The organism is Sphingobacterium sp. UDSM-2020, from assembly GCF_016132525.1.
GTDB lineage: Bacteria > Bacteroidota > Bacteroidia > Sphingobacteriales > Sphingobacteriaceae > Sphingobacterium > Sphingobacterium anhuiense.
This window is the reverse complement of the sequence record NZ_CP066166.1, coordinates 1,456,254-1,481,956: the sequence shown is the minus strand read 5'-3', so window position 1 is coordinate 1,481,956 and position 25,703 is coordinate 1,456,254. Positions and strand designations below refer to the sequence as shown.

The 25,703-nt window shown below is 35.8% G+C and carries 34 protein-coding genes; 22 read left to right on the top strand and 12 right to left on the bottom strand.

Going from position 1 to position 25,703, the window contains the following annotated elements; translation table 11 throughout:
* The first annotated feature begins 38 nt into the window (after positions 1-38).
* From JAZ75_RS06445 to nadD, 3 genes are read left to right on the top strand one after another with little or no spacing between them, the layout of a single operon-like run.
* Complete coding sequence (locus tag JAZ75_RS06445) at positions 39-914, top strand: YicC/YloC family endoribonuclease (protein ID WP_132771739.1); 876 nt, start codon at positions 39-41, stop codon at positions 912-914.
* 2 nt (positions 915-916) lie between these two features.
* The gene (gene gmk / locus JAZ75_RS06440) at positions 917-1,489 is read left to right on the top strand and encodes a guanylate kinase (RefSeq protein ID WP_132771738.1); all 573 of its coding nucleotides are present in this window, start codon (positions 917-919) and stop codon (positions 1,487-1,489) included.
* Entirely contained in the window at positions 1,489-2,064 is a 576-nt protein-coding gene (gene nadD, locus JAZ75_RS06435) for a nicotinate (nicotinamide) nucleotide adenylyltransferase (RefSeq protein ID WP_021190413.1), read from the top strand. The genes gmk and nadD overlap by 1 nt, the downstream gene beginning before the upstream one ends.
* A 37-nt stretch (positions 2,065-2,101) precedes the next feature.
* Here the strand turns inward: nadD and JAZ75_RS06430 are convergent, their stop codons facing one another.
* Positions 2,102-2,626, bottom strand: a complete 525-nt coding sequence (locus tag JAZ75_RS06430; protein WP_208700715.1) for a YegJ family protein — start codon at positions 2,624-2,626, stop codon at positions 2,102-2,104.
* Between the two features lie 172 nt (positions 2,627-2,798).
* Here JAZ75_RS06430 and JAZ75_RS06425 point away from each other — a divergent pair, with 172 nt between their 5' ends.
* From JAZ75_RS06425 to JAZ75_RS06415, 3 genes are read left to right on the top strand one after another with little or no spacing between them, the layout of a single operon-like run.
* The gene (locus JAZ75_RS06425) at positions 2,799-3,557 is read left to right on the top strand and encodes a hypothetical protein (protein WP_132771736.1); all 759 of its coding nucleotides are present in this window, start codon (positions 2,799-2,801) and stop codon (positions 3,555-3,557) included.
* Position 3,558: 1 nt separating this feature from the next.
* Positions 3,559-4,314: a hypothetical protein gene (locus tag JAZ75_RS06420; RefSeq protein WP_208700713.1), complete on the top strand. Its 756-nt coding sequence runs from the start codon at positions 3,559-3,561 to the stop codon at positions 4,312-4,314.
* A complete protein-coding gene (locus JAZ75_RS06415) occupies positions 4,311-5,132 on the top strand; it encodes a formylglycine-generating enzyme family protein (RefSeq protein WP_208700711.1) in 822 nt (273 codons plus the stop codon). The genes JAZ75_RS06420 and JAZ75_RS06415 overlap by 4 nt, the downstream gene beginning before the upstream one ends.
* A gap of 38 nt (positions 5,133-5,170) precedes the next feature.
* On the opposite strand, the gene JAZ75_RS06410 is transcribed toward JAZ75_RS06415, so the two are convergent.
* The 4 genes from JAZ75_RS06410 to JAZ75_RS06395 all read right to left on the bottom strand — a co-directional run bounded on the left by JAZ75_RS06410 (position 5,171) and on the right by JAZ75_RS06395 (position 8,914).
* Entirely contained in the window at positions 5,171-5,941 is a 771-nt protein-coding gene (locus tag JAZ75_RS06410; RefSeq protein ID WP_317192302.1) for an SDR family NAD(P)-dependent oxidoreductase, read from the bottom strand.
* Positions 5,941-7,065: a DUF4861 family protein gene (locus tag JAZ75_RS06405; RefSeq protein WP_208700709.1), complete on the bottom strand. Its 1,125-nt coding sequence runs from the start codon at positions 7,063-7,065 to the stop codon at positions 5,941-5,943. The genes JAZ75_RS06410 and JAZ75_RS06405 overlap by 1 nt, the downstream gene beginning before the upstream one ends.
* Positions 7,066-7,070: 5 nt before the next feature.
* Positions 7,071-7,916: a 5-dehydro-4-deoxy-D-glucuronate isomerase gene (gene kduI / locus JAZ75_RS06400; RefSeq protein ID WP_208700707.1), complete on the bottom strand. Its 846-nt coding sequence runs from the start codon at positions 7,914-7,916 to the stop codon at positions 7,071-7,073.
* 86 nt (positions 7,917-8,002) lie between these two features.
* Positions 8,003-8,914 (bottom strand): AEC family transporter, encoded by a 912-nt coding sequence (locus tag JAZ75_RS06395; RefSeq protein WP_208700705.1) that lies wholly within the window; start codon positions 8,912-8,914, stop codon positions 8,003-8,005.
* A gap of 396 nt (positions 8,915-9,310) precedes the next feature.
* On the opposite strand from JAZ75_RS06395, the gene surE reads away from it, so the two are divergent.
* From surE to JAZ75_RS06345, 10 genes are all read left to right on the top strand, one after another.
* Positions 9,311-10,081: a 5'/3'-nucleotidase SurE gene (surE, locus tag JAZ75_RS06390; RefSeq protein WP_021189178.1), complete on the top strand. Its 771-nt coding sequence runs from the start codon at positions 9,311-9,313 to the stop codon at positions 10,079-10,081.
* A 1-nt stretch (position 10,082) separates the two neighbouring features.
* Positions 10,083-10,343, top strand: coding sequence for a hypothetical protein (locus JAZ75_RS06385; protein WP_208700703.1), 261 nt, complete (start codon positions 10,083-10,085; stop codon positions 10,341-10,343).
* Entirely contained in the window at positions 10,340-11,212 is an 873-nt protein-coding gene (locus tag JAZ75_RS06380) for a menaquinone biosynthesis family protein (protein WP_132771730.1), read from the top strand. The genes JAZ75_RS06385 and JAZ75_RS06380 overlap by 4 nt, the downstream gene beginning before the upstream one ends.
* Positions 11,213-11,353: 141 nt before the next feature.
* Positions 11,354-14,650 (top strand): preprotein translocase subunit SecA, encoded by a 3,297-nt coding sequence (gene secA, locus JAZ75_RS06375; protein WP_132771729.1) that lies wholly within the window; start codon positions 11,354-11,356, stop codon positions 14,648-14,650.
* 24 nt (positions 14,651-14,674) lie between these two features.
* Positions 14,675-15,133, top strand: a complete 459-nt coding sequence (locus JAZ75_RS06370) for an SPOR domain-containing protein (RefSeq protein WP_021189175.1) — start codon at positions 14,675-14,677, stop codon at positions 15,131-15,133.
* A 10-nt stretch (positions 15,134-15,143) separates the two neighbouring features.
* On the top strand, positions 15,144-16,334 hold the full coding sequence (locus JAZ75_RS06365) for a M20 family metallopeptidase (RefSeq protein WP_208700701.1): 1,191 nt from the start codon (positions 15,144-15,146) through the stop codon (positions 16,332-16,334).
* 5 nt (positions 16,335-16,339) lie between these two features.
* Positions 16,340-16,909 carry a thiamine diphosphokinase gene (locus JAZ75_RS06360; RefSeq protein WP_208700699.1) on the top strand — a complete coding sequence of 190 codons (570 nt, stop codon included), beginning with the start codon at positions 16,340-16,342 and terminating at the stop codon, positions 16,907-16,909.
* Entirely contained in the window at positions 16,906-17,403 is a 498-nt protein-coding gene (locus JAZ75_RS06355; protein ID WP_208700696.1) for a GNAT family N-acetyltransferase, read from the top strand. Before JAZ75_RS06360 ends, JAZ75_RS06355 begins: the two co-directional genes overlap by 4 nt.
* Before the next feature lie 50 nt (positions 17,404-17,453).
* The gene (locus JAZ75_RS06350; protein WP_021189171.1) at positions 17,454-17,768 is read left to right on the top strand and encodes a rhodanese-like domain-containing protein; all 315 of its coding nucleotides are present in this window, start codon (positions 17,454-17,456) and stop codon (positions 17,766-17,768) included.
* Between the two features lie 371 nt (positions 17,769-18,139).
* Positions 18,140-18,361, top strand: coding sequence for a DUF6358 family protein (locus tag JAZ75_RS06345; RefSeq protein ID WP_132771725.1), 222 nt, complete (start codon positions 18,140-18,142; stop codon positions 18,359-18,361).
* Between the two features lie 37 nt (positions 18,362-18,398).
* Here the strand turns inward: JAZ75_RS06345 and gcvT are convergent, their stop codons facing one another.
* The 6 genes from gcvT to JAZ75_RS06315 all read right to left on the bottom strand — a co-directional run bounded on the left by gcvT (position 18,399) and on the right by JAZ75_RS06315 (position 22,709).
* Positions 18,399-19,478 carry a glycine cleavage system aminomethyltransferase GcvT gene (gcvT, locus tag JAZ75_RS06340; RefSeq protein ID WP_183918386.1) on the bottom strand — a complete coding sequence of 360 codons (1,080 nt, stop codon included), beginning with the start codon at positions 19,476-19,478 and terminating at the stop codon, positions 18,399-18,401.
* Positions 19,479-19,562: 84 nt separating this feature from the next.
* Positions 19,563-20,381 (bottom strand): DUF6929 family protein, encoded by an 819-nt coding sequence (locus JAZ75_RS06335; RefSeq protein WP_208700694.1) that lies wholly within the window; start codon positions 20,379-20,381, stop codon positions 19,563-19,565.
* Positions 20,378-21,067: a pseudouridine synthase gene (locus tag JAZ75_RS06330; RefSeq protein WP_132844920.1), complete on the bottom strand. Its 690-nt coding sequence runs from the start codon at positions 21,065-21,067 to the stop codon at positions 20,378-20,380. Before JAZ75_RS06330 ends, JAZ75_RS06335 begins: the two co-directional genes overlap by 4 nt.
* Before the next feature lie 6 nt (positions 21,068-21,073).
* A complete protein-coding gene (locus JAZ75_RS06325) occupies positions 21,074-21,442 on the bottom strand; it encodes a DUF4359 domain-containing protein (RefSeq protein ID WP_021189168.1) in 369 nt (122 codons plus the stop codon).
* 77 nt (positions 21,443-21,519) lie between these two features.
* Complete coding sequence (locus JAZ75_RS06320) at positions 21,520-22,005, bottom strand: DUF4112 domain-containing protein (RefSeq protein ID WP_021189167.1); 486 nt, start codon at positions 22,003-22,005, stop codon at positions 21,520-21,522.
* Positions 22,005-22,709 (bottom strand): SIMPL domain-containing protein, encoded by a 705-nt coding sequence (locus tag JAZ75_RS06315; protein WP_021189166.1) that lies wholly within the window; start codon positions 22,707-22,709, stop codon positions 22,005-22,007. Before JAZ75_RS06315 ends, JAZ75_RS06320 begins: the two co-directional genes overlap by 1 nt.
* A gap of 161 nt (positions 22,710-22,870) precedes the next feature.
* Here JAZ75_RS06315 and JAZ75_RS06310 point away from each other — a divergent pair, with 161 nt between their 5' ends.
* From JAZ75_RS06310 to JAZ75_RS06300, 3 genes are all read left to right on the top strand, one after another.
* On the top strand, positions 22,871-23,062 hold the full coding sequence (locus JAZ75_RS06310; RefSeq protein ID WP_038695072.1) for a cold-shock protein: 192 nt from the start codon (positions 22,871-22,873) through the stop codon (positions 23,060-23,062).
* 76 nt (positions 23,063-23,138) lie between these two features.
* Complete coding sequence (locus JAZ75_RS06305) at positions 23,139-23,453, top strand: DUF2752 domain-containing protein (RefSeq protein ID WP_132771721.1); 315 nt, start codon at positions 23,139-23,141, stop codon at positions 23,451-23,453.
* Positions 23,450-23,698 (top strand): hypothetical protein, encoded by a 249-nt coding sequence (locus tag JAZ75_RS06300; protein WP_132771720.1) that lies wholly within the window; start codon positions 23,450-23,452, stop codon positions 23,696-23,698. The genes JAZ75_RS06305 and JAZ75_RS06300 overlap by 4 nt, the downstream gene beginning before the upstream one ends.
* 33 nt (positions 23,699-23,731) lie before the next feature.
* Here JAZ75_RS06300 and recO read toward each other — a convergent pair whose 3' ends face one another.
* Positions 23,732-24,454 (bottom strand): DNA repair protein RecO, encoded by a 723-nt coding sequence (gene recO / locus JAZ75_RS06295; RefSeq protein WP_021189162.1) that lies wholly within the window; start codon positions 24,452-24,454, stop codon positions 23,732-23,734.
* 443 nt (positions 24,455-24,897) lie between these two features.
* Here recO and rpmB point away from each other — a divergent pair, with 443 nt between their 5' ends.
* The 3 genes from rpmB (at position 24,898) to JAZ75_RS06280 (ending at position 25,610) form a co-directional block, all read left to right on the top strand.
* On the top strand, positions 24,898-25,131 hold the full coding sequence (gene rpmB / locus JAZ75_RS06290) for a 50S ribosomal protein L28 (RefSeq protein ID WP_021189160.1): 234 nt from the start codon (positions 24,898-24,900) through the stop codon (positions 25,129-25,131).
* An 81-nt stretch (positions 25,132-25,212) separates the two neighbouring features.
* Positions 25,213-25,395, top strand: coding sequence for a 50S ribosomal protein L33 (gene rpmG, locus JAZ75_RS06285; RefSeq protein ID WP_002998409.1), 183 nt, complete (start codon positions 25,213-25,215; stop codon positions 25,393-25,395).
* Positions 25,396-25,442: 47 nt separating this feature from the next.
* Positions 25,443-25,610, top strand: a complete 168-nt coding sequence (locus tag JAZ75_RS06280; RefSeq protein ID WP_021189159.1) for a DUF4295 domain-containing protein — start codon at positions 25,443-25,445, stop codon at positions 25,608-25,610.
* Positions 25,611-25,703: the final 93 nt, after the last annotated feature.

The window sequence follows — 25,703 nt, the reverse complement described above, 5'->3', positions numbered from 1 at the left end:
GATATTATGCATTATTGGAATGTTTCTTACCTTTGCATATGATAAAATCAATGACAGGATACGGCACAGCTGTAAAAGACAATGGAAAAGTTAAGTACAGCGTCGAGATTAAATCCTTGAATTCTAAATTTCTTGAATTAAATCTGCGTTTACCAAAAGCAGTTTCGGACAAGGAATTGACTTTACGTACAGAGTGCAGTAAACTTATTGAAAGAGGTAAGGTGAACCTTTCTGTAAACGTTGAATATTCTGATCAAACGGCAAAAGCATCGACAATTAATGCAGATTTGCTAAAAAAATACTATACTCAATTACAACAAATTGCTTTTGAACTGGGAGATAAACAAGTTTCTCTTTTCGAATTGGCTCTTAATATGCCCGAAGTAATTGCTAATAATGATAATGAAGTTGATGAAGAAGAATCACGATTATTATTAGAAGCATTTTACGCGGCAGTAGAGCAATTTAATATTTTCAGAGCAGATGAAGGAGCAGTTCTTTCACAGGACCTGACTGATCGTGTTGAATTGATCTTAACTTATTTAACAGAAGTCGAAGCTGTTGAAATGGACCGTATTCCTTTAATACGCGAACGTATAGGCCATTACCTGGAGGAAACTGTAGGTAAGGAAAACGTTGATAAAAACCGTTTCGAACAAGAATTGATCTATTATATCGACAAATTAGATATAACAGAAGAGAAAGTTCGTCTACGCTCTCACTGTACCTATTTTCAAAAAGCTTTGAAAGCATCTGATTCTAATGGTAAGAAATTAGGATTTATTTCTCAAGAAATGGGTAGAGAGATCAATACGCTAGGATCAAAAGCCAACCACGCTGGTATTCAGCAGATCGTGGTAAAAATGAAAGAAGAATTAGAAAAAATTAAAGAGCAATTGCTCAACGTATTATAGGAATGGCAGGTAAGTTAATTATATTCTCGGCACCATCAGGAGCAGGTAAAACAACAATCGTAAAGAATCTATTAAGTAAACATGGTGATAAGTTGGAGTTTTCTATTTCTGCTAGTACACGCGAACCGCGCGGTGAAGAAATAGATGGCAAAGATTATTACTTTATATCAAAAGAAGACTTTCTACATAAGATTGCGAAACAAGAGTTCATCGAATTCGAAGAAGTATATTCAGGTACATTTTATGGAACATTACGTTCTGAAGTAGAACGTATCTGGGCACAGGGTAAACATGTTATTTTTGATATTGATGTGATTGGAGGACTTCGTTTGCGTTCAAAGTTTCCAGACGAAGCCTTATCTATTTTTGTGCAACCTCCTTCCTTAGAAGTTTTAAAAGCACGCCTGCGTGGTAGAGGAACAGACTCTGAAGAAAAATTGCAGGAACGTTTTGCAAAAGCTGAATCCGAATTATCCTATGCAGATAAGTTTGATGTGATTTTAAAAAATTATGATTTGGATGTTGCTGTTGTGGAAGCAGAGAAATTGGTAATGGACTTTCTGAATAAAAAGTAATGGCTAAAGTCGGATTATTCTTCGGGTCTTTTAATCCAGTTCATGTTGGGCATTTGATTATTGCCAATTATATGGCCAACTATACTGAGCTGGACGAAGTTTGGTTTGTGGTATCTCCACAAAATCCATTTAAAAAGAAAGAGAGCCTAGGTAATATGTACGACCGTTTAGAGATGGTTAATCTGGCAATTGAAGAGACCGAAAATTTAAAGGCAAGTTCCATTGAATTTAGTTTACCGCAACCCTCGTATACCATCGATACTTTAACACATCTGGCAGAAAAATATCCCACGCATGAATTTGTTTTAATTATGGGTGAAGATATTTTAGAGACCTTTTCAAAGTGGAAGAATCACGATATTATTTTAAGGGATTATCATATCTATGTTTATCCAAGACCTGGATATAATGGCGGTACAATGAAAGAACATCCGTCAATAACCCTGACACAAACACCGATGATGGAATTGTCTTCTACCTTTCTTCGACAAGCGGTGAAAGAGGGGAGCAATATCAAATTCTATACTCCGGATAAAGTCATTGAGTTTATCGAAAAAAAAGGACTATATTCATAAAAAAGGCGAAACTTAAGTTTCGCCTTTTTTATGAACTTCAATCTTCTATAATAAATCCAACTTCCTGATCAAAAGCCTTTTTTTCTTCTTCAGATAGATTCTTTTTCATAACACGGATGGTATATCCACCTTTTAGGACCCCTTTATCTAGATACATCCAATCAGAGATCCGTTGCGGATCTATTGTTACTTGATCACCATATTTTACAACCTTAGTTAGTTGCGGTTCATTATTAACGGTACCAAGATATGATTTTCCATCTGAGGTTAGATTATCCACCCAGATATGTTCACCACCCCCATCTTCTGTATCGAATCTTACTTTGATAGCAAAACTCTCGTATCCTTCCTGGGGATCTTTAAAAGAAGTTTCAAAATTCTGAAACGTTTTATTTGCTTCGAGGATGGCCTGATTCATGGCTTGATCATCACCATTGAATTCGATGACATCATCATTCTTTATCTTGTCTTTAATCGTGTTTTGGCACGAAATAAATGAGAACGATACAAGTACGAGTAATAAAAAAAACTTGAAAATTGGACTGTTTTTTGAATGTAGCATTGTTTGTTTATTTGTATTAGCTTAGAAATATTATTTTAAGATAATCATAATTTAGTATTTACTGCAAATAGAAGAGAAATGACTAGTACTATGGTCTGTATTTTTATATAACAGTTTATTCATATCTTCAATAAATTTTAAATGGACAACTGGACTAACTTATATTAAAACAATGAAACATCATTTAATATTATTGATTCTCCTTTTTTCAGGCTTTATAAAATCATTTGCTCAGACGAACGAGGATGATGGAAGTTCTTATACTAGGGATGAAAAAGGATACGAATTGCGCACTAAAATGACTATACCGCCGTACGGACTGACGAAAATCAAGACGTTAATATCAAATATTACATTTAAAGAAGATCCAGAAGGAAGCTCTGATGGAGGTTTTGAGGCGATAAGTGCTTCGCAGTTTAATGGACTGAGCCTAAGAGAGAAATTTACTTATGTAATGATCCATGCAGAACTTTCTCAACAGAATTGTGCTATTCCAGAATATCAAAATGATCTTCAGAAACGCATTTTCGGACAGCTTGAAACGGGATTTAATGAGGCGAGCTGGAGCCAGAGACAAGCTGACTTTCTTCTTGAAAATCGAGACTCGGTATTGAGACTCATTCAAGAATCAGTTGGACGGAGCAAATGGATGGGCATTAACTACAAAGAAGCAATTTTAGAAATGAATGCTTGGAACATGATTCCTTTTATCATTACGTATGTTAAAAATACACCAAAGGATAAAGATGCACTAACCTTACTGATGCTATTAATGAAACGTGGCGAATATGAAGAATTCCTCAATTCAGTATCCTATCAGAAATTGTATGGTACAGATGCTGGTTATTATGCCTACTTGAACTATAATAAAGCAAATGAGGATTTAATTTGTGAGCGGGCAAATCGTTACTACAAAGTAAAAAAGAAATAATATGAAGCGAATAATTAGTGTAAGTCTCTTTATGATTTGTCTATGTACAACATTAGTTGCACAAGAGCATGTTTATGTTGAACCGACGCAGGCTGATCGAAACTATAGGGCATACCGCGAGCAGGAGACAAAGCTTGAGTTTGGTTTGAGAAAAGTTGAATCTTTAATCAAAAAAATTAAAGAACCAGAAGATGATGGCATGATTGCAGATTACATCGCGGCTATTTCTAAGGACGAATTTAAGCGATTGAATTTAAAAGAACAGTTTACCTATGTTATGATTCATCCAGAAGTATATAGTCAGGCTTGTATAGATGATATGACAAGTCGGGGTGAAGATCAAAAGATCTTTGGGTTACTTACCTTTCGTCTTTCAGGAGTCGACTGGAGCGCGGATCAATATAAATTTCTCAAACAGAATCGCGATACAGTACAGACATTGATTTTTGAAACCATAGCTGTAAAGAAACATATGGGTGTCAATTTAAAATCGGCCCTTGTCGAAATTTCTGCATGGGAAAGTATCCCGGCTATGATTCGCTATTATCAAACAAATAGGAAAGATAGGGATGTTTTGACGGTATTATCTTTAATATTAAAAAAAGAACAGTACACGCCTTATCTGAAATCTAAGATGTATGGAAAATTGTATTTGGGCGATGCTAATTATATGACATCAGTTCGTTTCAATACAGCAAACGAACAATTTCTCTTATCTACGGCACAGGAATATTATAATCAGAAAATTTCAAAATGATGAAGAGCATTCGGATATTATTGATTGGATTTTTTTTATACATGAATACTTCTTTTGCCCAAGAACAAAAGTTTATTGCGGTGGAGGCAGGTACTTATATTTTAGGTGATACAATCAGTTTGGATAATCCTAAAAGATCCGTTTCAATTCCAGCTTTTGCTATTGCTGAAGCCGAATTAACAAATGAAGCATTTGCTGCATTTGTTTCTGCTACGCATTATGTCACATTGGCAGAACGATTTCGTAATGCAATGATCTTTGAACCCGGATTAGAAGAATTTCGATGGATACAGGATAGTACGGCATATTGGCGGTTTCCAAACGGAATAAGTAGAGGCGGGATTAAAGATAAAATGAATCATCCTGTTACCTGTATATCCTATCGGGATGCAGTCGCTTACTGCGAATGGGCAGGGGTTCGTTTACCCTCATTGGATGAATGGGAAGTGGCTTCAAGAGCCGGTTCGGAGACAAAGTATTTTGAAGGGGTAGATTTAGAAAAAATCATCAATTATGCCAATATATGGCATGGCAGAAATCATTTGGTAGCCGATACCACGGATGGTTATCTCTATACATCACCGATTAAAACATTTAAAGCAAATCCTTTAGGTTTATATGATGTATATGGTAATGTGTTTGAATTTTGTGAAGGCACATTAGAACGTGATAAAGGTAGGAAAGTTGCCCATGCACGCGGGGGATCGTGGTGGTGCAGTAAAAATAGTTGCGCATCCTTTAATTCGCAATACATAGGTTCGGTCAATCCAAATGCATCTTTTAGTAATCTTGGCTTTCGAGTAGTCAAGAAAATGTAGAGAGATCTAATAAAAAGGAATCTCTCTACATCTATTTGTTATCTACCCATCCAGCCACCATCTACGGTCAGAATTGTTCCATGAACGTAGTTAGACGCTTCAGAGCTCAGAAATAATATAGGTCCTTTGAAGTCTTGAGGTTCTCCCCATCTTGCGGCAGGAATTCGACCTAAGATAGAAGCAGAACGCTCCGGATCATCGCGCAATGCCTCAGTATTATCTGTTGCAATATATCCCGGAGCAATAGCATTCACATTGACACCTTTGGAGGCCCATTCATTTGCAAAAGCTTTCGTGAGCGATGCAATCGCACCTTTTGAAGCCGCATATCCAGGTACATTGATTCCGCCTTGAAAAGAGAGTAAAGATGCTGTAAATATGATCTTTCCTGTTCCACGTGAAATCATGTCTTTACCTATTTCTCTGGTTAAGATAAACTGAGCATTTTGATTGATCTCGATAATTTCATCCCAATACTCATCCGGATGTTCTGCTGCGGGTTTGCGTAAGATATTACCGGCATTGTTGACTAATATATCAATGACAGGATGTTGTTCTTTTACCTTAGTAATAAATGCATACAAGTCATTTCGCTTTGAAAAATCACACTGATAGGCATGGAATTTTCTTCCTAAAGATTCAATAGATTTTTGAACAGCAGAATTTTCTTGTTCTAATGTTGCAGATACACCAATTATATCTGCTCCAGCCTCAGCTAATGCCTCGGCCATAGCTTTGCCAATTCCTCTTTTGCAACCTGTCACAAGGGCTATTTTCCCTGTTAAATCAAATGATTGTAGTATGGACATTATTTTTTATAGCTAATGGTTAATGGTTTTTGTATTTGTTCTGATGCTTGTTGCAAATAAGCTTTCCAAGCATCCATATTTTCAATTTTTCCGGCTTTGTTGAAGGCTGCGCCAATATAATAAGTCAGGGTCTGATTATTTTTAGCCGCTATATTCCATAAAAATTGAGTTGGAGTATCAATAAAATCTTTCTTTACATGTGGTAAAATGATCGCTGTTCCCGTAATATTGCCTTTATTCTCTGGTTCCCAGTAAGCAAAGAAGTTTTCTTTTTTATAAATCGTGTAATTAGGATTTGCTTCTTTTCGCTTGGCGATACCCAATACGATAGGTGTCTCAGCAGCGGTTGCATTATGCATATTCACATTAATTCTACTTAACTGACTTTCAGCATCAATTGATATCTCTTTTTCAATACTGATCATCTGACCTTCTATTTCTTGAGGCTCATAAATTAATTTGAAAGTACTGCGTATAGGACCATTGTCCAGGACTTCTGATCGACGGTAGTGTTTTGTGTACTGAATTTGACCATTAAAGTATAGTGCCATATCACCTACCCCAAGGGTTTGTCCTACAGAATAATAGTCGAGACCTTTACCGTGATCGGCATGATAATCACCTGTTTTATACCACTCATCAATAATTAGATCGTTGGTCCGTTTTGACCAAAAATCAAAACCTTGTGCATCTTCAGAAGTCCCTTCTAAAGCTTTACCATATGCTCGAAAAGCTACAACATTGTTTTCCCATGCAAAATCATCTTTTCGTTCAGGGACATAGCGCGCATATGTTTTGCTTGCTGTCTTTACAGGTGCAGTGGCGGTAACAGCAAGTTCAATTTTTGCTTTCGGAGCAATGTGAACCGCAATCAGTACATTTTGAGGTGTTGATTTTCCGCGCTTTTCCAGTTGATAGATGACCGGTTTTTTCGATTCTTCTTCCAAAATCGAAAAAACGGTATCTTTTAGTTCAAAGTGCTGTTTAAATTTTTCGTAAGGAATACTCACGACTTCTTTTCTCTCAAAAGAAGAAGTATTGTGGATGAGTAATGAGCTCTTATTTTGGGCAGATAAACTAGATGTAATACCGAGTAATAATGCCACCGATAATAATGATTTCATAGTATTTATTTTAAATCTGTAATTGCAGATTTGTCCATATCGTCGTAGTCGAGGTTTTCTCCTGCCATTCCCCAGATAAAAGTATAGTTACTGGTACCTGCTCCAGCGTGAATTGACCAAGGGGGAGAAATCACAGCTTGTTCATTTTTCATCCAAATATGGCGTGTTTCATCTACTGGACCCATAAAATGTGATACCGCTTGACCTTCGGGAACTTCAAAGTAGAAATAAACTTCCATTCGACGGTCATGGGTGTGTGCGGGCATCGTATTCCAAACAGATCCTGGTTTTAGCTCTGTCATACCCATCTGAAGTTGACAGGTATCAACAATCTTATTCAGTAACATCTGATTGATTGTTCTATGGTTTGCTGTCTCAAGAGATCCGAGTTCAATTTTATTAGCCGACTCTTCCGTTACTTTTTTTGTGGGGAAGGTATGGTGAGCAGGAGTTGAATTTAGATAGAATTTTGCTGGATTCGAGGCATCATTACTATTGAAGTAAACATCTTCTACACCTTTTCCGATATATAAGGCCTCTTTGTAGCCTAATTCGTAGGTGGTACCATCAACTTCTACTTTTCCAGCTCCACCAACATTAATAATTCCAAGCTCTCTTCTGCTGAGAAAGAAAGGTTCTTTCAACAATGCTGGAATCGTTTCCAATTTTATTTTTTCAGCAACCGGCATGGCACCTCCAGCCATGTAGCGATCATAGTGTGAGTAAGTAAAATGTATCTGATCTGCTTCAAAAATATTTTCTATTAAAAAGTTCTCTCTTAAAGACTTTGTATCAAGTGTTTTACATTCATTTGGGCTAATTGCGTAGCGCGACTCATAATTCATTTTCATATTCTAGCGTATTTAAGAAACATGCTAAAAATAACATATAAATAGATCATAAGCCACAATAATCTTCGCAATCGATATCGGAGACTTTAAATAAATATTGAAATGATATAAGACCAGATGGCTGTTGTCAATAGACTTAAGATAATTCCTAAGCCAATAATGAGATTGATTAATTTCGTGTTTAACCTAAATTGTTGTACCACCATACTGGCTGTAATTAAAGTCGGCATAGCCGCTTCCATAATACTCACACGGGCGATATCCCCCTTAACATTGAGTAACAATGCGGCGATAAGAACAATCGCAGGCGCTAACATCAATTTATACAATAAGGTCATCGAAATTTGAGAAATCTCTCTCTTCATGCCTTTAAATTGCAACTGCAACCCCACAGAAAATAATGCCAAGGGCGCGACTGTAGATGCGATCTTATCAAAAAATGGTTCGGTAATACTCAAATCCACGTATTGTGCCAATACGAGGGCAAGTATGCAGGCGATAAAAGGAGGAAAAGTAACAAGTCTTATTAATAGGGCACCAACCTTAATCCCTTCATTATTGCTCCGGTCTCCCTTGATGGCACAAATAATCCCAACGGTAGACAATAGCATGAAATTTACCTGATCGCAAATAATAGCAATACTTAGATTCTGCTCCCCATAATAGGCAATAATTAAAGGAAAACCAATAAAAGAGGTATTGCTATATGCCGACGACAATTCCAGCGTACTTCTTGATCGCTGACTATAGCCTTTATAGCGACAATACAGTTCCATAAAGAGCCAACTCCCCGCAACAACAAGTATAGGGGATAGGACAGGGAAAAAAAGTTGCGTACTCCAGGTGATCTGGGGAATATATTTAAAAGATACGGCAGGTAAGGCGATATATAAAACCCATATATTAATGCTTTTTGAAGCATTTTCAGGAATTAATCTAAAATGCTTAAATAGCATTCCAGCACAGACACAGAATATAATAAGTATAAAATTGACCATTTTAAATTGGAAAACGATATGAATGGTCGAAGTTACTCAAAAGAGAAATTGACTTTATATTTTTTAGAATATATATCGGATAAAAATCATCTTTTTTTAATGCAGTTCTGCTGGTAGATATAGGGCAATTATATTTTGAACATATTATAATTTCATGTAGTGATACTGTAGGAGTAATAGAGGGTTTCTAGAGGGTTCGTAGAGGTAAATCTATAGAAACCCTCTATAAAACCTAAATAATATCTGATATAAATCTCCTAAAATATTTAATGAGATACCTATATGTGCATCAGATGTCCTTTAAAAAATATGAGTTAAGGTCTTTTTAATGTATAAAAAGAAAAAGCAATAGGTTAAAAGCTAACGCTTTTCTTTTTTTCTTCCTAAATTAGCATCATGACAAAGAAGAAACCAACCATCTTGGTTGTGAATGATGATGGCATTACAGCTCCAGGGATTAAAGTTTTAATTGAAGAAATGCAAAAAATTGGCCATGTGGTGGTCGTTGCTCCCGATAGCCCGCAATCGGGTATGGGACATGCCATTACGATCGGGCGACCTTTGCGTTTAGACCGTATTGATCTGTATGAAGGGGTTGAGATGTATAAATGTTCTGGAACTCCGGTAGATTGCGTCAAATTGGCCGTAAATAAGATCTTTAAGGGGCGTAAGCCTGATGTATGTGTCTCTGGTATTAATCATGGGCTCAATCATTCGATCAATGTTTTATATTCAGGAACGATGTCCGCTGCGGTTGAGGGAGCAATAGAAGGAATTCCGTCTATTGGATTTTCTTTAGATAATTTTGATTACGATGCAGATTTTTCTCATTGTAGATCCTACCTGGTATCAATCACCAAGCAGGTGTTGGCAAATGGTCTTCCAAAAGGTTCTTTGTTGAATGTTAATTTTCCTAAAGATGAAGCCAAAGGTATAAAGATCTGTCGTCAGGCAGGTGGACATTATGTTGAAGAGTTTGATGAGCGTGTCGATCCTAGAGATCGGGATTATTATTGGATGACTGGCAGGTTTGAGTTGGAAGATCGTGGAGAGGATACTGATTCATACGCATTAAGCAAAGGTTATGTTGCTATCGTACCCACACAGTTTGATATGACTGCCCATCATGTTATTCCTGAATTAAATTCTTGGGGATTCGATAGTTAATATGAAAAACAATTTAGGCATAGGGATTTTGTTGGGTGCTATTGCACCCATGATCGCTTATTTAGTTTCTACCTATACAACGCTTTTTGAGAAAACGATATCGGAAAAGCCGATGTTAATTTATGCCATAGCGGTATTTATCAACTTATTGGTTATACGTTTTTTGTTTAAAGGAGAAAAAGGTGCCTTAGCAAAAGGAGTCTTGGTCGCTACATTTATAGCAACCATACTTTATATTCTTACACATAAATTATCCATATGAAATTGACATTGGGTTTTTCACCATGCCCGAATGATACGTTTATTTTTGATGCACTTATTCATCATAAAATAGATACAGAAGGACTAGAGTTTGACATTGTATATGAAGATGTCGAAACCTTGAATTTAAAAGCCTTTAAGGGAGACTTGGCCGTCACAAAATTAAGTTACCACGCTTTTGCTTATGCTGTTGAAGATTATGAGCTATTGGACGCCGGTAGTGCATTAGGTTTTGGAGTAGGACCCATGTTAATTACGAAAGATGAAGAGCTGGCTAAAGAGCTTCAAGAAATATTGTCATCCAAAACGGTATTAACGAAAGCACTAGCAGAATTACGGGTCGGTTATCCCGGGAAATATACGACAGCTAATTTTTTATTGGGTTTGGCATTTCCTGAATTGAAAAATAAAAAGGAACTTGTTTTTTCAGAAATTGAAGGTGCTTTGTTAGCCGGCGATATAGATTTGGGATTGATCATTCATGAAAACCGCTTTACTTATCAGGAAAAGGGCTTATTTAAAGTGGTTGATTTGGGCGATTATTGGGAAAAAACGACAAATTGTCCTATTCCTTTAGGTGGTATTGTTGTTAAAAGAAGTATTCCTCAAGATATTAAAGAAAAATTGAACCGCGTTTTGAGAGCGAGTGTCGAATATGCTTTTGCAAACCCGACATCAGGTCTCGAGTTTATCAAATCGCATGCTCAGGAGATGAGCATCGAGGTGATGTATAAACACATTGAACTTTATGTCAATAAGTACTCTGTAGAACTTGGAAAAGAGGGGCGTTCGGCGATTGAAATCATGTTTAAGAAGGCTCAGGATATGGGCTTTATCCCTAAAACGGAAAAGAATTTATTTTTGTCATAAAAAATAGTAAAAAATATAGATATAGTGTGTTAGATATGATATCTAATAACTAAATTTGCCCGATTAGTGTCAATTTGTCTGCAATTTTAGTTTGGAGTCATTATTGAATGAAAGTCATAAATTGAGATAGAAAAGAATATTATGTTAAAATTTTTAAGTAAATTATTTGGAAGTAAATCCGAGCGAGATATTAAGGCGGTCCAGCCAATTGTAGAAAAAATCAAATCGGAGTACGAACAACTTTCGCCGTTAAGTGATGATGAATTGCGTGGCAAAACCGCTGATTTCAAAAATAGAATAAAAGGATATTTAGCAGATATTGATAAAGAGATTTCTACTCTAAAGGCTGAAGCTGAAGATGATAATTTGGACATGTCACAAAAGACAGCGATATACGAAAGTGTAGATAAATTATCGAAAGACCGTGATAAAAAATTAGAAGAGGTTTTAATGGATATTTTACCAGAAGCATTTGCTGTGGTAAAAGAAACATCAAGACGTTTGGCAGAAAATAAACAATTAGTCGTTACTGCGACAGATTTTGATAGAGAACTTGCTGCGCAAAAGCAAAATGTGGTTATTGAAGGAAATCAGGCAACTTGGAAAAATGTATGGTTAGCTGCAGGAACTGAAGTAACTTGGAACATGGTGCATTATGATGTGCAATTAATTGGTGGTGTTGTCTTGCATCAGGGTAAAATTGCACAAATGGCAACTGGTGAGGGTAAAACATTAGTTGGAACCCTTCCTACTTATTTAAATGCATTAGCTGGTAATGGTGTGCATATTGTTACAGTGAATGATTATTTGGCACGTCGTGACTCGGAGTGGAATGCACCACTCTTTGAATTTCATGGATTGAGCGTAGATTGTATTGATAAACACCAACCAAACTCGCCGCAAAGACGTAAAGCTTATGCTTCTGATATTGTTTACGGTACGAATAATGAATTTGGTTTCGATTATTTGCGTGATAACATGACGCAGACACCCGATGCTTTGGTACAGGGTAAGTTACATTTTGCAATGGTGGATGAGGTCGATTCAGTTTTGATTGATGATGCGCGTACGCCATTGATTATTTCAGGTCCTATCCCACGTGGTGATCAACATGAGTTCTACCAATTAAAACCACGTATCGAACGTTTGGTAAATGCACAAAAAGCATATATCAATACGGTATTGAATGAAGCTAAGAAAGCTGTAAAAGCTGGAGATATCGATCCAGAAAAAGGTGGTTTAGCATTATTTAGAGCTTATCGCGGTTTGCCGAAAAATAAAGCTTTGATCAAATACTTAAGTGAAGATAATCACCGTCAGATTTTGCAAAAAGTGGAAAACTACTATATGCAAGAGCAGAATAAAAATATGCCTAAAGCTGATGCTGAATTGTTTTTTGTAATTGATGAAAAAAATAATCAAGTAGAATTAACGGAAAAAGGTATTGAGCTTATTACTGCTTCGGGAGAAGATCCTTCATTCTTTATCTTGCCAGATGTAGGTTCTGAAATTGCGGATATCGAAAAAGCGGATATTCCTTTAGAGGAGAAAGCTGCTCGTAAAGAGGAATTATTACGTGATTATTCTATCAAAGCTGAACGTATTCATTCAATCAATCAATTGTTAAAGGCATATACTTTATTTGAAAATGATGTTGAATATATTGTTGACGAAGGCAAAGTTAAAATAGTAGATGAGCAAACGGGACGTATCATGGATGGTCGCCGTTACTCAGATGGATTACACCAGGCAATCGAAGCAAAAGAGAATGTGAAAGTAGAAGATGCTACACAGACTTATGCGACGATTACCTTACAAAATTACTTCCGTATGTACCACAAACTTGCGGGTATGACGGGTACAGCTTCTACTGAGGCTGGTGAGCTTTGGGAAATATATAAATTGGACGTTGTAGAAATTCCTACAAACCGCGTTGCTTTACGTGATGACCGTCAAGATTTTATTTACCGTACTGCTCGTGAAAAATATAATGCCGTTGCGGAAGAAATCCAAAAGTTAACTGAAGCGGGAAGACCTGTGTTGGTCGGTACAACTTCTGTTGAGATCTCTGAATTATTAAGCCGTATGCTTCAATTACGTAAGGTAAAGCATAATGTCTTAAACGCAAAATTACACCAAAAAGAGGCCGATATTGTTGCGGAAGCAGGTCAACCTGGACAGGTAACTATTGCGACAAACATGGCTGGTCGTGGTACGGATATTAAATTAACAGATGAGGTGAAAGCTGCAGGTGGTTTAGCGATCATCGGTACAGAACGTCACGAATCTCGTCGTGTTGACCGTCAGTTACGTGGTCGTGCTGGTCGACAAGGGGATCCGGGATCATCGCAGTTCTTTGTTTCTTTGGAAGACAACTTAATGCGTCTTTTCGCTTCTGAGCGTATCTCTAACATCATGGTTAAAATGGGTGTTGAAGAAGGTGAAGTGATGCAACATAGTATGTTGACAAAGTCAATCGAAAGAGCACAGCGTAAAGTAGAAGAAAACAACTTTGGTATTCGTAAGCGTTTATTGGAGTATGATGATGTGATGAACTCACAGCGTACAGTTATATACACAAAGCGTAAGAATGCATTGTTCGGAGAACGTTTAGACGTCGATTTGAACAATATGATTTTTGATGTTGTTGAAGAAATTGTTGTTGATGCTAAAGAAGGCGGTTCATATGAAGATTTTCAAATTGAAGTAATCCGTATATTTGCTGTAAATCCAGAGATTTCGGAAGAAGAATTCACAAGTCTAAAAATCGAAGCGTTAACAGATCGTTTGTTTGATCAGATAATCAATGCGTACCACACTAAATTAAATACGGTAGCGGCACATACGATGCCAGTATTGCAAAATGTATTTGAAGAGCGTGGTAATGTTGTCGAAAATGTTGTTATTCCTTTCTCCGATGGTCTTCGTGGCATTCAAGTTGCTACAAATTTGAAGAAAGCAATAGAAACAGAAGGAAGAGAAGTTTTCAAATCTTTTGAAAAAGGTATTGTTTTAGCATTAATTGATGAAGCTTGGAAAGAGCATTTACGTGAAATGGATGACTTAAAACAATCTGTTCAGAATGCTGTTTACGAACAAAAGGATCCGATCATCATCTATAAAATGGAAGCATTCAACTTATTTAAGTCGATGCTGGCGACCATGAATAAGGATATTGTAAGCTTTATCTTTAAAGGTGAGATCCCTGGACAAAATATGCAAAGTGTTCCAGAACGTTCTGTTCAAGCTGCTCCGGTACAGGTTAAAGCGACAAAAGCAGAGCTGGAATCTCCAATTGGAGTAAGTGCTGAGGATGTAGATACCCGTGATTTGGGCCCTACACAGCCTATCCGCAATGAAAATGCAATTGGCCGCAATGATGACTGTCCTTGTGGTTCTGGTAAGAAATACAAAAACTGTCACGGCGTTAATAGCTAGGCAGTGTTTTAAAAAAATATAATAATGCTTAAGAGAGGATTGATAGTTGTTTTTGCTTTAGTTGCTTTTACTTTTTCGAAAGTAAAGGCGCAACAAAATGAAAATGTAGTTGTCGTAAAAGATACATTAATTACGCTATTACAACACGTTAGGGCAAATATGGGTATCAATCCTGTCGAAAGCAAACCTGTTGCTGTACCTACTAAACCGACTGTAAGAAGCGCGGCTACGCGTACTACGGTTCGTGGTTTTAGGGTTCAGATATTTGCAGGCAGTGATCGTAACAGTGCTTTCTCAGAGCAGGCGCGATTTAGAAATATGTATAAAGATATTGATACCTATATTAATTACGATGAACCTAATTATAGGGTTAAAGTAGGAGATTTTAGGAGTCGATCTGAAGCAAATAATTTTATGAATTTGCTGCGTCAACAATTTAAGAACGTCTTCGTATTCTCTGAAAACGTTTTTGTTTACCAATAATCTTATTAAAATGGCAAGTATTAAAGATAAAGTTAATGCCTTAGCCCAACAGTTTTTTCAAGAAACAGTTCAAATGAGGAGACATCTTCATCAGCACCCTGAACTTTCTTTTGAAGAGTATAATACTTCGGCATATGTCAAGTCTGTTTTGAATGCTATTGGAATTCCCTTTGAAGAAATGGCTGATACGGGTGTAGTTGCCTATTTAACGGGTGACATCGTGTCTGATGAAGTGATTGCTTTACGCGCTGATATGGACGCTTTGCCTATCCAAGAAGTGGAAGGCAGGACTTACGGTTCTCAAAATCCAGGTGTCATGCATGCCTGTGGACATGATGTGCATACCTCATCTTTGTTAGGTGTGGCCAAAATATTGCACGCATTGAAATCGGAATTTGGAGGAGTTGTAAAATTGATTTTCCAACCAGGAGAAGAACGTCTTCCGGGTGGAGCATCCCTCATGATTAAAGAAGGAGTTTTAGAAAATCCTATTCCTTCAGCTATTATAGGTCAACATGTTATGCCTTTTATTGAGGCAGGTAAAGTTGGCTTTAGAGAGGGGAAGTATATGGCTTCTTGTGATGAACTTTTTGTGACAGTAAAAGGTAAAGGAGGGCACGGTGCCCATCCGCATCAAAATATTGATCCAATTGTTATCACAGCGCATATCATAACGGCACTGCAACAGATTGCGAGCCGATTTGCCGACCCAAGAACCCCTACAGTTCTTTCTTTCGGAAAGATCATTGCAAATGGAGCTACAAACATCGTTCCTGACGAAGTTTATCTTGAAGGAACCTTTCGTACGTTTGATGAAGATTGGCGTGCTGAGGCTCATGAAAAGATGGTTAAAATGGCAACAGGTATTGCAGAGAGTATGGGTGCAGTTTGTGATTTTGATGTACGTAAAGGATACCCGTTCTTAATTAACAATCCTGAACTGACAAAAGCAGCAAGAGGTTATGCTGAAGAATATCTCGGTAAAGAAAATGTTTTAGATTTAGATCTTTGGCCTGCGGCAGAAGATTTTTCCTATTACTCGCAGGAAGTAAATGCCTGCTTCTACCGTTTAGGGACAGGAAATAAGTCGAAGGGTATACAGTCTGCTGTTCATACGTCATCTTTTGATATTGATGAGGATGCATTAAAATTGAGCATTGGTCTTATGGCTTATATGACATTAAGACGTTTAGGTCAGTAAAGTCTATGTCGTCACATCATATTGTTCGAGAAAGGCAAGAGCCGGCACTACTGATAACGGATATTTATAGTATTGACAAAGAGTTGGTTGGACAGCTTTTAGAGTGGTCTCCAACGATCGTTACGGATGTCAACTCTTATGAAGCTGTTACTTCTCAGGCCTATAAGGTCGATATCATCTTCACTCCGGGGCTCATGGATTTCCCGCAGGAGCATGTAAAGGCTGTTATTTATGAAAAAAATTTTATAGCCAGTGCTTTGAGTTATCTTATTGAGGAGGGGTACAAAGCTGTAAATATATTAGGATCTGGATTTGATCAGACAGTATTGGAATATTTTGCACCAATGATTGATATTGTATGGTTGCATCACGAAACGAGAACTATCTTTGTTCAATCGGGATTTGAGAAATGGATGCCTGCTGGGGATGAGCTTTTTATAGGGTCTGTACTGAATGACTTGGAGACAAGTGGTTTGCAAGCGATCGGAGAAAATCATTTTAGAACAATTGAAGATGGTTTTTTTAGGTTAGAATTTTCATCACCAAAATATTGTTTATTGACAGAAAAACTATGAGCGCAGTAATTATTAAATCCGCAGGAAAAGATGAAGCGGCATTTATTAGTAAAATTGGACAGCAAAGTTATAATGAAACTTATCCTGCTATTCTAACGCAAGAACAAATTGATTTTATGTTGAATAAAAATTACACTGTTGATGCTATTCAGGCTTTAATGGACAGTGGTCAAGATTTTTATTTACTGTATGAAGATGCTGTACCCAAAGGATTTGTTGCTGTTCAAAATAAGGAACAATCGATTTTGAGAATAGAAAAACTTTATCTGTTAGCTGAAGATAAGGGAAAAGGTTATGGAACGATGTTCTTAAATTTTGTAGCTGATCTGGCTAAATCAAGAGATCTAAAGCTTTTAGAGCTAAATGTAAATCGGGGTAATCCGGCTTATCATTTTTATTTAAAGCAGAGTTTTGTTGTAACGGAAGTAGTTGACATCCCTTATTATGGTTATATTTTGGATGATTATGTTATGCAAAAAGACCTCACGCTTTAACGGTTTATTTTCGTAATTAAGTAGTATATTTGATATAAATAGTAATCATCATGAAAGAAGTAACAGTAGAAGAGCTTAAATCAAAAATTGATAATGGCGAAGATTTTCAATTAATTGATGTTCGTGAATCATTTGAATATGAGGTTTCTAATTTAGGAGGATTAAATATTCCTTTATCTGGAATCTTAATTGAAGTAGATAAAATCGCTAAAGATAAACCTGTCGTGGTACAATGCCGTTCAGGAAAACGTTCTGCGCAAGCAGTAATGATGTTAGAGCAACAAGGTTTTGATAATTTAGCAAATTTAAAAGGCGGAATCCTTGCTTGGAAAGAGGAGATCGATCCTGAGATTGATGTTTATTAATATACATCCATCAAGGTTATACTTTTCATATCGATAATCAATAACCGAATAGGTTTACAATAAACAATCGTATTTAATGAAAAACTTAGAGCATCAGACTAAACAAGCTTTTTTGTTTAGTCTTGCTTTTTATTGCATTTCAATAATATCAAAATTCTTTTATTTTGAAATTTTTCCTATTCTCTTTAGTATATCTTTGTTACTCTCTTTAATCTGGGTCGTATTGGTACTGAGAGAAATCATTTTTTCTGGTCGAATTTCAAATACAGAGCGGATGCTCTTGGCTTTATTTATTATATTTTTCAATATAGTAGCGGGTCTATTTTATTTCTTCAAATTTAGGGAGAAGGTAATTGGTAAAAAGTAATCTTATGACAAAAAATTTTATTTTAAATATTCTAATCAACTTACTGATAGTAGGTGCAGTTTATTATGGCTATAAGTCTTATGAAGCAGGAAACATTTTAGTCTGTGGTATTTCGATCGCGCTATTGGTCGTCTTTATTTTCTTTAAACGTGTACTAATTAAGAAAGTTAGGATTGATTTAAAGAAAGAGGAAGAGCGAAGAAGATTAGAAAAGAACAAGCAATAAAAAGGGGGCTAATTTTTCAATTGCCCCCTTTTTATTTTTACTTAACAAATGGTGGTTTTACCACTTTTGCTTTTATACTTTGGTTACGGATACTGATGAAGATTTCAGTGCCTTCTTTAGCGAAAGCATTATCTACATAGCCTAAACCGATTGATTTTTTCAATGTTGGAGATTGTGTTCCTGAAGTTACACGACCAATTTTGTTTCCTTCAGCATCTACGATTTCGTAATCATGACGTGCAATACCACGGTCAATCATTTCAAATCCTACTAGTTTTTTCTTGATACCAGCTTCTTTTTCAGCTTTTAGATTCGCCGAGTTAACAAATTCCTTCGTGAATTTTGTTACCCATCCTAAACCGCCTTCTAAAGGAGAAGTTGTATCATCAATATCATTGCCATATAAACAGAAGCCCATTTCTAAACGAAGCGTATCACGCGCGCCTAAACCGATTGGTTTAATACCGTAAGCTGCTCCAGCTTCAAATATAGCATCCCAAACTTTTTGAGCATCTTCGTTAGCAACATAGATTTCAAAACCACCAGCACCAGTATAACCTGTAGCTGATACCAGCACATTTTCTACTCCAGCAAAGGTACCTTTAGCAAAAGAGTAGTATTCCATAGATGCTAGTTCAATATCTGTCAAAGATTGTAAAGCATCAGCTGCTTTAGGCCCTTGTACCGCAAATAGTGAAGTTTCGTCTGAAATATTTTTCATATCAACGCCAAAACTATTGTATTTGGAAATCCAATTCCAATCCTTCTCTATATTAGAAGCATTGACAACTAAGAAATATGTGTTTTCGTCGATGCGGTAAGTTAAAAAGTCATCTACTATCCCTCCAGTTTCATTTGGAAGATAACCATACTGTATTTTACCATCATATAATTTAGATGCGTCATTTGAAGACACCATCTGAATAAGGTCTAGCGCTTTTTCTCCTTTTAGAATGAATTCGCCCATGTGACTAACGTCAAACACACCTACACCTGTACGAACAGTTTCGTGTTCATCATTGATGCCCGAATATTGAACAGGCATATTGAAACCTGCAAAAGGTACCATTTTCGCTCCTAAAGCGATATGCGTATCCGTAAGGGCAGTATTTTTGATCATAATACGATAAGTTTTATTTATTTACAAATTTACAAAATAAACATGGATTTTAGCCTAAAGATTAGCATTTATGCAATCGATTTACTGATCGATTGTCAAAGAATAAATCGTGGTTTCCATTTTATCATCATCTTTATCTTCGCAAAGAAAAAAAGTGATCTGATCTCCTGATTGCTCTTTTAAGGTAATGCCTTCAAATTTGTGCTTTCCCGGAATACGGATAGTTTCAATACTTTGAGAATTTTTACGATTAAATTTTCCAAGTATTGTGCCCGCAATTTCCCCATCTAAATAAGTTGAGTTTGATGCTTCGGCCGCAGCAATGAAATAAACGAAGTCACCCACCAGAATGGCATCGGTAAAACCTGCTTGTACTTGATCTATGAGCGGTAATTTGATCGCATCAAAACTGGATTTTTCAGTGTTGAACTTGTTGATTTTGAAGATTCCGTTTTGAGCTTTTTGACCATTACCTCTATTGAATAACCAAATCTCATCTTCCGTATGAATAACACCTTCAATATTAAAATTGTCCTGATCGACTAGAAATTTCTGCTGTAAGCGATGATATATTTTGGAAAAATCTTCGGTTAGAACCTCTTTTTGGTATGTAATGCGAAGGTTACGGTTTGGCGTTGATCCTGAACCATAAATATAATATTTATCCTGATCTAAAGTTATGGATTCAAAATCTGGTTTTCTAGCTTTCGCTATATTCTCTAGATCTGATGTGTTTTTGTCAAGTTGAATTCTTGTTAGAAGTCGATCATTTAGTCCAAAGTCGTACAAGTATTGACTATTATCAGCGATTAGAAAAAGGTGATTATTTTGATGTACTAACCCTGATGCGGCACTGATACCGGTGATGGTTAGGAAAAAATCCAGTATGATGTTCTTCATATTGAGTTCTCCATGTTTAAGATCTCGAGGACACGTTTAAATTCCGGTTGTAGTCCTGCGTTGATGATGATATTATTTTGTGTTTTGGGATGCTTAAATGTTATTTCCGAGGCATGCAACATCATGGTGTCCATTTCAAAATGCTCTTTCCAAAACTTGTTTTGTTTATTACAACCATGAGGACGATCACCTATAATCGGGTGGAAGATGTGTGCGAAGTGCTTTCTTAACTGATGCATCCTTCCTGTTGTAGGATTTGCTTCAACTAAGCTATAGCGGGATGTTGGAAATTTTCCTGATGGAAAAGGAAGTTCTGTATGAGCGATTGTTTTGAAATCGGTTTGTGCTTCCTGTATTACCCCGTTATCTTTTTTCAGGGGATAGTCAATGTGCATCTCCTCGGGCGCATGGCCACGTAATATCGCTAGATATTTTTTATCGACCTGTTGGTTCTGAAATAACTGCTGCAATTCCTTATCCATATCCTTATTTAAAGAGAATAAGAGGATTCCAGCTGTTTTTCGATCAAGGCGATGTGCAGGGTATACCGTTTGATTAATTTGATCACGCAAGAGCTGAAGGGCAAATTCGGAAGCATCGCGCGCGATAGATGAACGGTGTACAAGTAAACCATGTGGTTTATTAATCGCAATGATATCTTCGTCTTGATATAATATTTCTAACATGTTGGATTAATTGTTCTTTATAGCATCGATTATTTCGGTCGCTTTTTCGTCAATCTTAGGGCTTAACCATATTTTTCCGAAAGCACCGACACCTATTGGGTTCTCCTTACCTTGCCATTTAATTTTTGTTAATGAAAAAAGATAGAAGTTTTCAACGAGAACGTTCTTCGAAACAAAATCTTCGACTGCATTATTTCCGAATAACTGCATGCCGATATCAAATAAGCTCTGTTCTTTTTTACCTAATTGATTTTTTAATAAATATTCGGCTTTTTCTTTCACAACAAGTTCATGTTGTTCCTTTTTCGGATTTGTCCATATTGCTGCAATAACAATGAAAATGATTACTAAAGCAAAAATTCTTTTTTTATTCATTTTTAAGAAATTGTGTATACAAAAATAGCGTTTATACATCCATATAAACGCTATTTTATGATTTTATATACATTCGGTTAAAAAAGTAATTGCCAAACCCATTCTCCGGCAATCCATAAAAGATAGATGGTGCCGACAAAAAAGAGGACAATGATCGATAGAATACCCAGTAGTAACCAAATCGCAGAACCTTGATGTTTGTTTTCGTAGTAATGCTCTTTCATCAATTTGATATTCTTGGTATTTGCCTTGTTAAAGAAATCAAATACATTTCCAAAAAGTGGAATTGCTCCTAAAATTGCATCAATTGAAATATTAATCAGCATTTTGACGACTAATTTAGAGCTCGCTCCATTTCTCCACATGACCATTACCAAAACGAATGACGTTCCAAAGCTGGCAATTGTTCCTGCAAAAGGAACAAAATTAAGAAGTGGATCAAGACCAAAGCGGAATCCAGCTATCTGGAAATTATTATCCATCAGCCAGGAGAGTCTTTCAACCCAACCGAAATCATGATCTCTTCTTTTTTCTTTGTCAGCTAAAGATAAATCTCTTTTCATTATAATATTTCAAAGGATGCATTTACCTCACTTGTAATTTTGATCGGTTTAATATCCAAGTCCAGATCATCAGCTACATCTGCAGCTTCCATGTTACTTGATTTGAATGAAGCCATGGCACGTGGTGAATTGAAATAAATCATTTGTGGACTTTCAGACAATAGAATTGCTTTTCCAACTTTTTGACCAGCAGCTTCAGCTAAAATTTTCGCATTTTCCATCGCATCTTTAACCGCTTTAACTTTTAATGTTTTTTCAAGTTCTTTCTTTTTTGAATAATCAAGTTCGCTGATTGCTGTATTCTGTATTCCGGCAGCATCAACACCATCGAACAAATCATTTAATTTATTCAATTGCGTTACTTTAATACGGTATTGACGAGAAAGTAAGATTTCAGTTTCTTTTTTCTTCTTTGTAGCATAGTTCGTACTGTAGATATTTTGAATTGTAAAATCCTTTTTTTCAACCCCTACATTTGTTGCTGCTTGAAATAATTGCTTTTCAAGAGTTTCGATTGAAACCTTTTTCTTTGTGTTTCCGTCTTGATAAAATTCCTTTAAAGTAACGTTTATATAAATAATATCGGGTGTTACTTCTTCTTCCGCTCTTCCGATGGTTGTTACCATATCTTTATTTGTCATTTGTTGTGCTTGTAAAGTGTGTACAGATGCAAATAGCATTATTCCTAACAATAAATTTTTCATACTTTTTCTATTTTAATACTTGTTTTCAAAAATCGAACCATTGTTTGTTTCTATTGATGTAGACGCAGTTTGAGCCAAGTAGTTTAATGGAAAAAAAATTAAAAAGATAAAGGATTTTAATTTTTTTTAAATATCTTTAAGAAATTTAATACAATAAAACAATGCAAGAAGGAGTAGTAAAATTCTTTAATGAAACCAAAGGTTTCGGTTTCATCATTCCAAATTCAGGCGAGAGCGAAATCTTCGTTCACGTTTCTGGTTTAGTAGACAAAATTCGTGAAAATGACAACGTTTCTTACGAAGTAGAACAAGGTCGTAAAGGTCTTAATGCGGTAAATGTAAAAGTTATCTAATCAGATTTTAAGATATATTTATTGTAGAAAAGCCCGATTTCAGAACGAAATCGGGCTTTTTTATACACTTCTAATTATGAAATTTAATGAGTTTCGGGAGCCTTTTTATATTGTATGGAATCTAATTTCCATTTGTATGCTTCTTTTTTTAGTAGTACTGTTTGTTTTAGATAGTTCTTTATTACTTGTAGCTGCGCCGATTTGTCCATCAAAGCTAAAAGGGACGGAATGTATGCTATGTGGTATGACAAGGGCATTTTTAAAAATTAAAGAAGGTGATTTCTCACTGGCTCATCAGTTTAATCGTGGAAGCATAATTTTGTTTTCATTGATTATCGTAAATTCTATTATCTTTATAAGTGAAAAAATTATAAACCATAAGAAACTATGAGAATAGCAGGATTACTATTGGGTATTCTATCCTTAATCGGGATGTTAGTGGCATTTATCCCTTGTTTAGGTTGGTTAAACTGGCTTAATATTCCTTTTGCTGTAGTAGGTTTGATCGTTAGTTTGATTGCTTACAATGATGTCAATGTGCAACCAAATAACCAGCCAAAGACTGGCATTATTTTATGTGTCATTGCAATTGTACTTGGTGGGTTTCGTTTGGCTGTTGGTGGTGGTATTTTTTAAGAGATACACATTTATGATTGTTCAAACAGCCCTTTAATGAAAGATTTCTTCTAAGATATAGAGCGATTTTATTTCTCTGAAATTCGTGAGATGTAGTCTGTAGTAGTCGATTATTTTTTCTAAGAGTATCTGACGGTCTTTAGTACTCATTTTGATATCTTCGGAGGAGTTGAATTCTGTTGCCATCAATTTTCTAAAAAGCGTGGTGTGAGGTTCCTGTAATACATAGGGATGTTCGGGAAGCTGATTGGAGAAAGTGGCAGATTCCAAATTGAAATAGGGATAGTTTTTCGAAGCTTCAACAGGGTAAAAACCCAGAAAACGACTTAAGTTAATAAGAAATACCAAATGAAAATTTGCAAGATTTGTTTCAGAGTTATCAAGCCATAGTATCGCTTGATACAAATATTCGAATAGAAATGGATCTCCAGATTGCTCCCTTAAGATTTTATAGAGCACTTCATTGAGAAATATTGCTAATGAGCTTTTGACAATATCGTAAGGTATACTTTTTAAAGGAGGTACCTGCCTTGCTTCATTTATGCGATGCAGGGAATTGTTATCTTTAAAGGTTACAACCATATCTAAAGGATGTAAGGCCTGTAAGAACCCCGATCTAATTTTAGCTTTGGGTTTGCGGGCGCCATTCACAAGGTATGATTGCAAGCCAAAGTGTTCCGTATAAATTTGAGATACGACGCTACTTTCAGAATAATTGGTGGTTTTTAATACAATACCTCTAGTTTTATGAAGCATATTTATTTATCTTTTTTCTCTTTTCGCATTTCTATCAATGCATTTCTATCAATCTTGCGTATCAGGCGATAAATAATACGAAGAAACCCGACTCCAAAAGAAATTACCCCTAAAATCATAATAGGTTTATACCAATTATTTTGTAATTTCATTAGATAATAACTGACCAGGATGAGTATAACAGCAAGTATAATTTCTAATAGTCCTCTGCGTAAATATTTATTCATGATGTTTACAAGTGTGAATTGTTGAAAACTATTTTCTATGTTTAAGCAAATATAATATAATTAAATACATTATTTTTGCCTTTACCAAGGCCTGGATATTTATTTTTTTAAAAATAAATCCTTAAAATTGTTGCATTTAACAAAATAAATATAGATATTTGCACACTCTTTGCGAAAAGATATATTTAAATTAAGACAACAAAATAACATAATATCATGTCAAGAATTTGTGATTTAACAGGCAAAACAGCAATGAATGGATATAATGTATCTAATTCTAACGCTAAAACAAAACGTAAATTTTACCCAAATTTGCAAACAAAACGTTTCTTCATTCCAGAAGAAGATCGTTGGATTACATTAAAAGTTTCGACTTCGGCGATTAAAACTATCAACAAAATCGGTATCACTAATGCTATCGGTAAGTTCATAAAAAAAGGATCAATTTAATTGATTTTTCGCCTGTTGCATAAAATATCATTCATGAATTTCAATCCTAGCATTTTATAGGATTCAAAATAAAGTAAAACAATGGCTAAAAAAGGAAATAGAGTACAAGTTATCTTAGAATGTACTGAACACAAAGAAAGTGGTCTTCCGGGAATGTCTCGTTACATCACTACTAAGAACAAGAAAAATACAACTGAGCGTTTAGAATTGAAAAAATTCAACCCAGTATTGAGAAAAGTTACTGTTCACAAAGAAATTAAGTAATTCACATCTTAGTTGCTGTGTAAGCACTAAGTTAAAATATTAATACCATGGCAAAGAAATCTGTTGCATCGTTACAAAAAGGTGGCGGTAAAGAATATACAAAGGTTATTATTACTACTAAATCGACTAAAACGGGAGCTTATACTTTCAAAGAGGCGATGATTCACAATGATAAAGTAAAAGATACTTTAGCAGAGGCTGCAAAAAATAACTAGTAATTTTCCTTTTTTAAAGTTTTTCTTTAAAAAGAATTCAAAAAAATAGCCGTTTTGGTATACACCGAAAGGGCTTTTTTTGTTGGTTTCAAA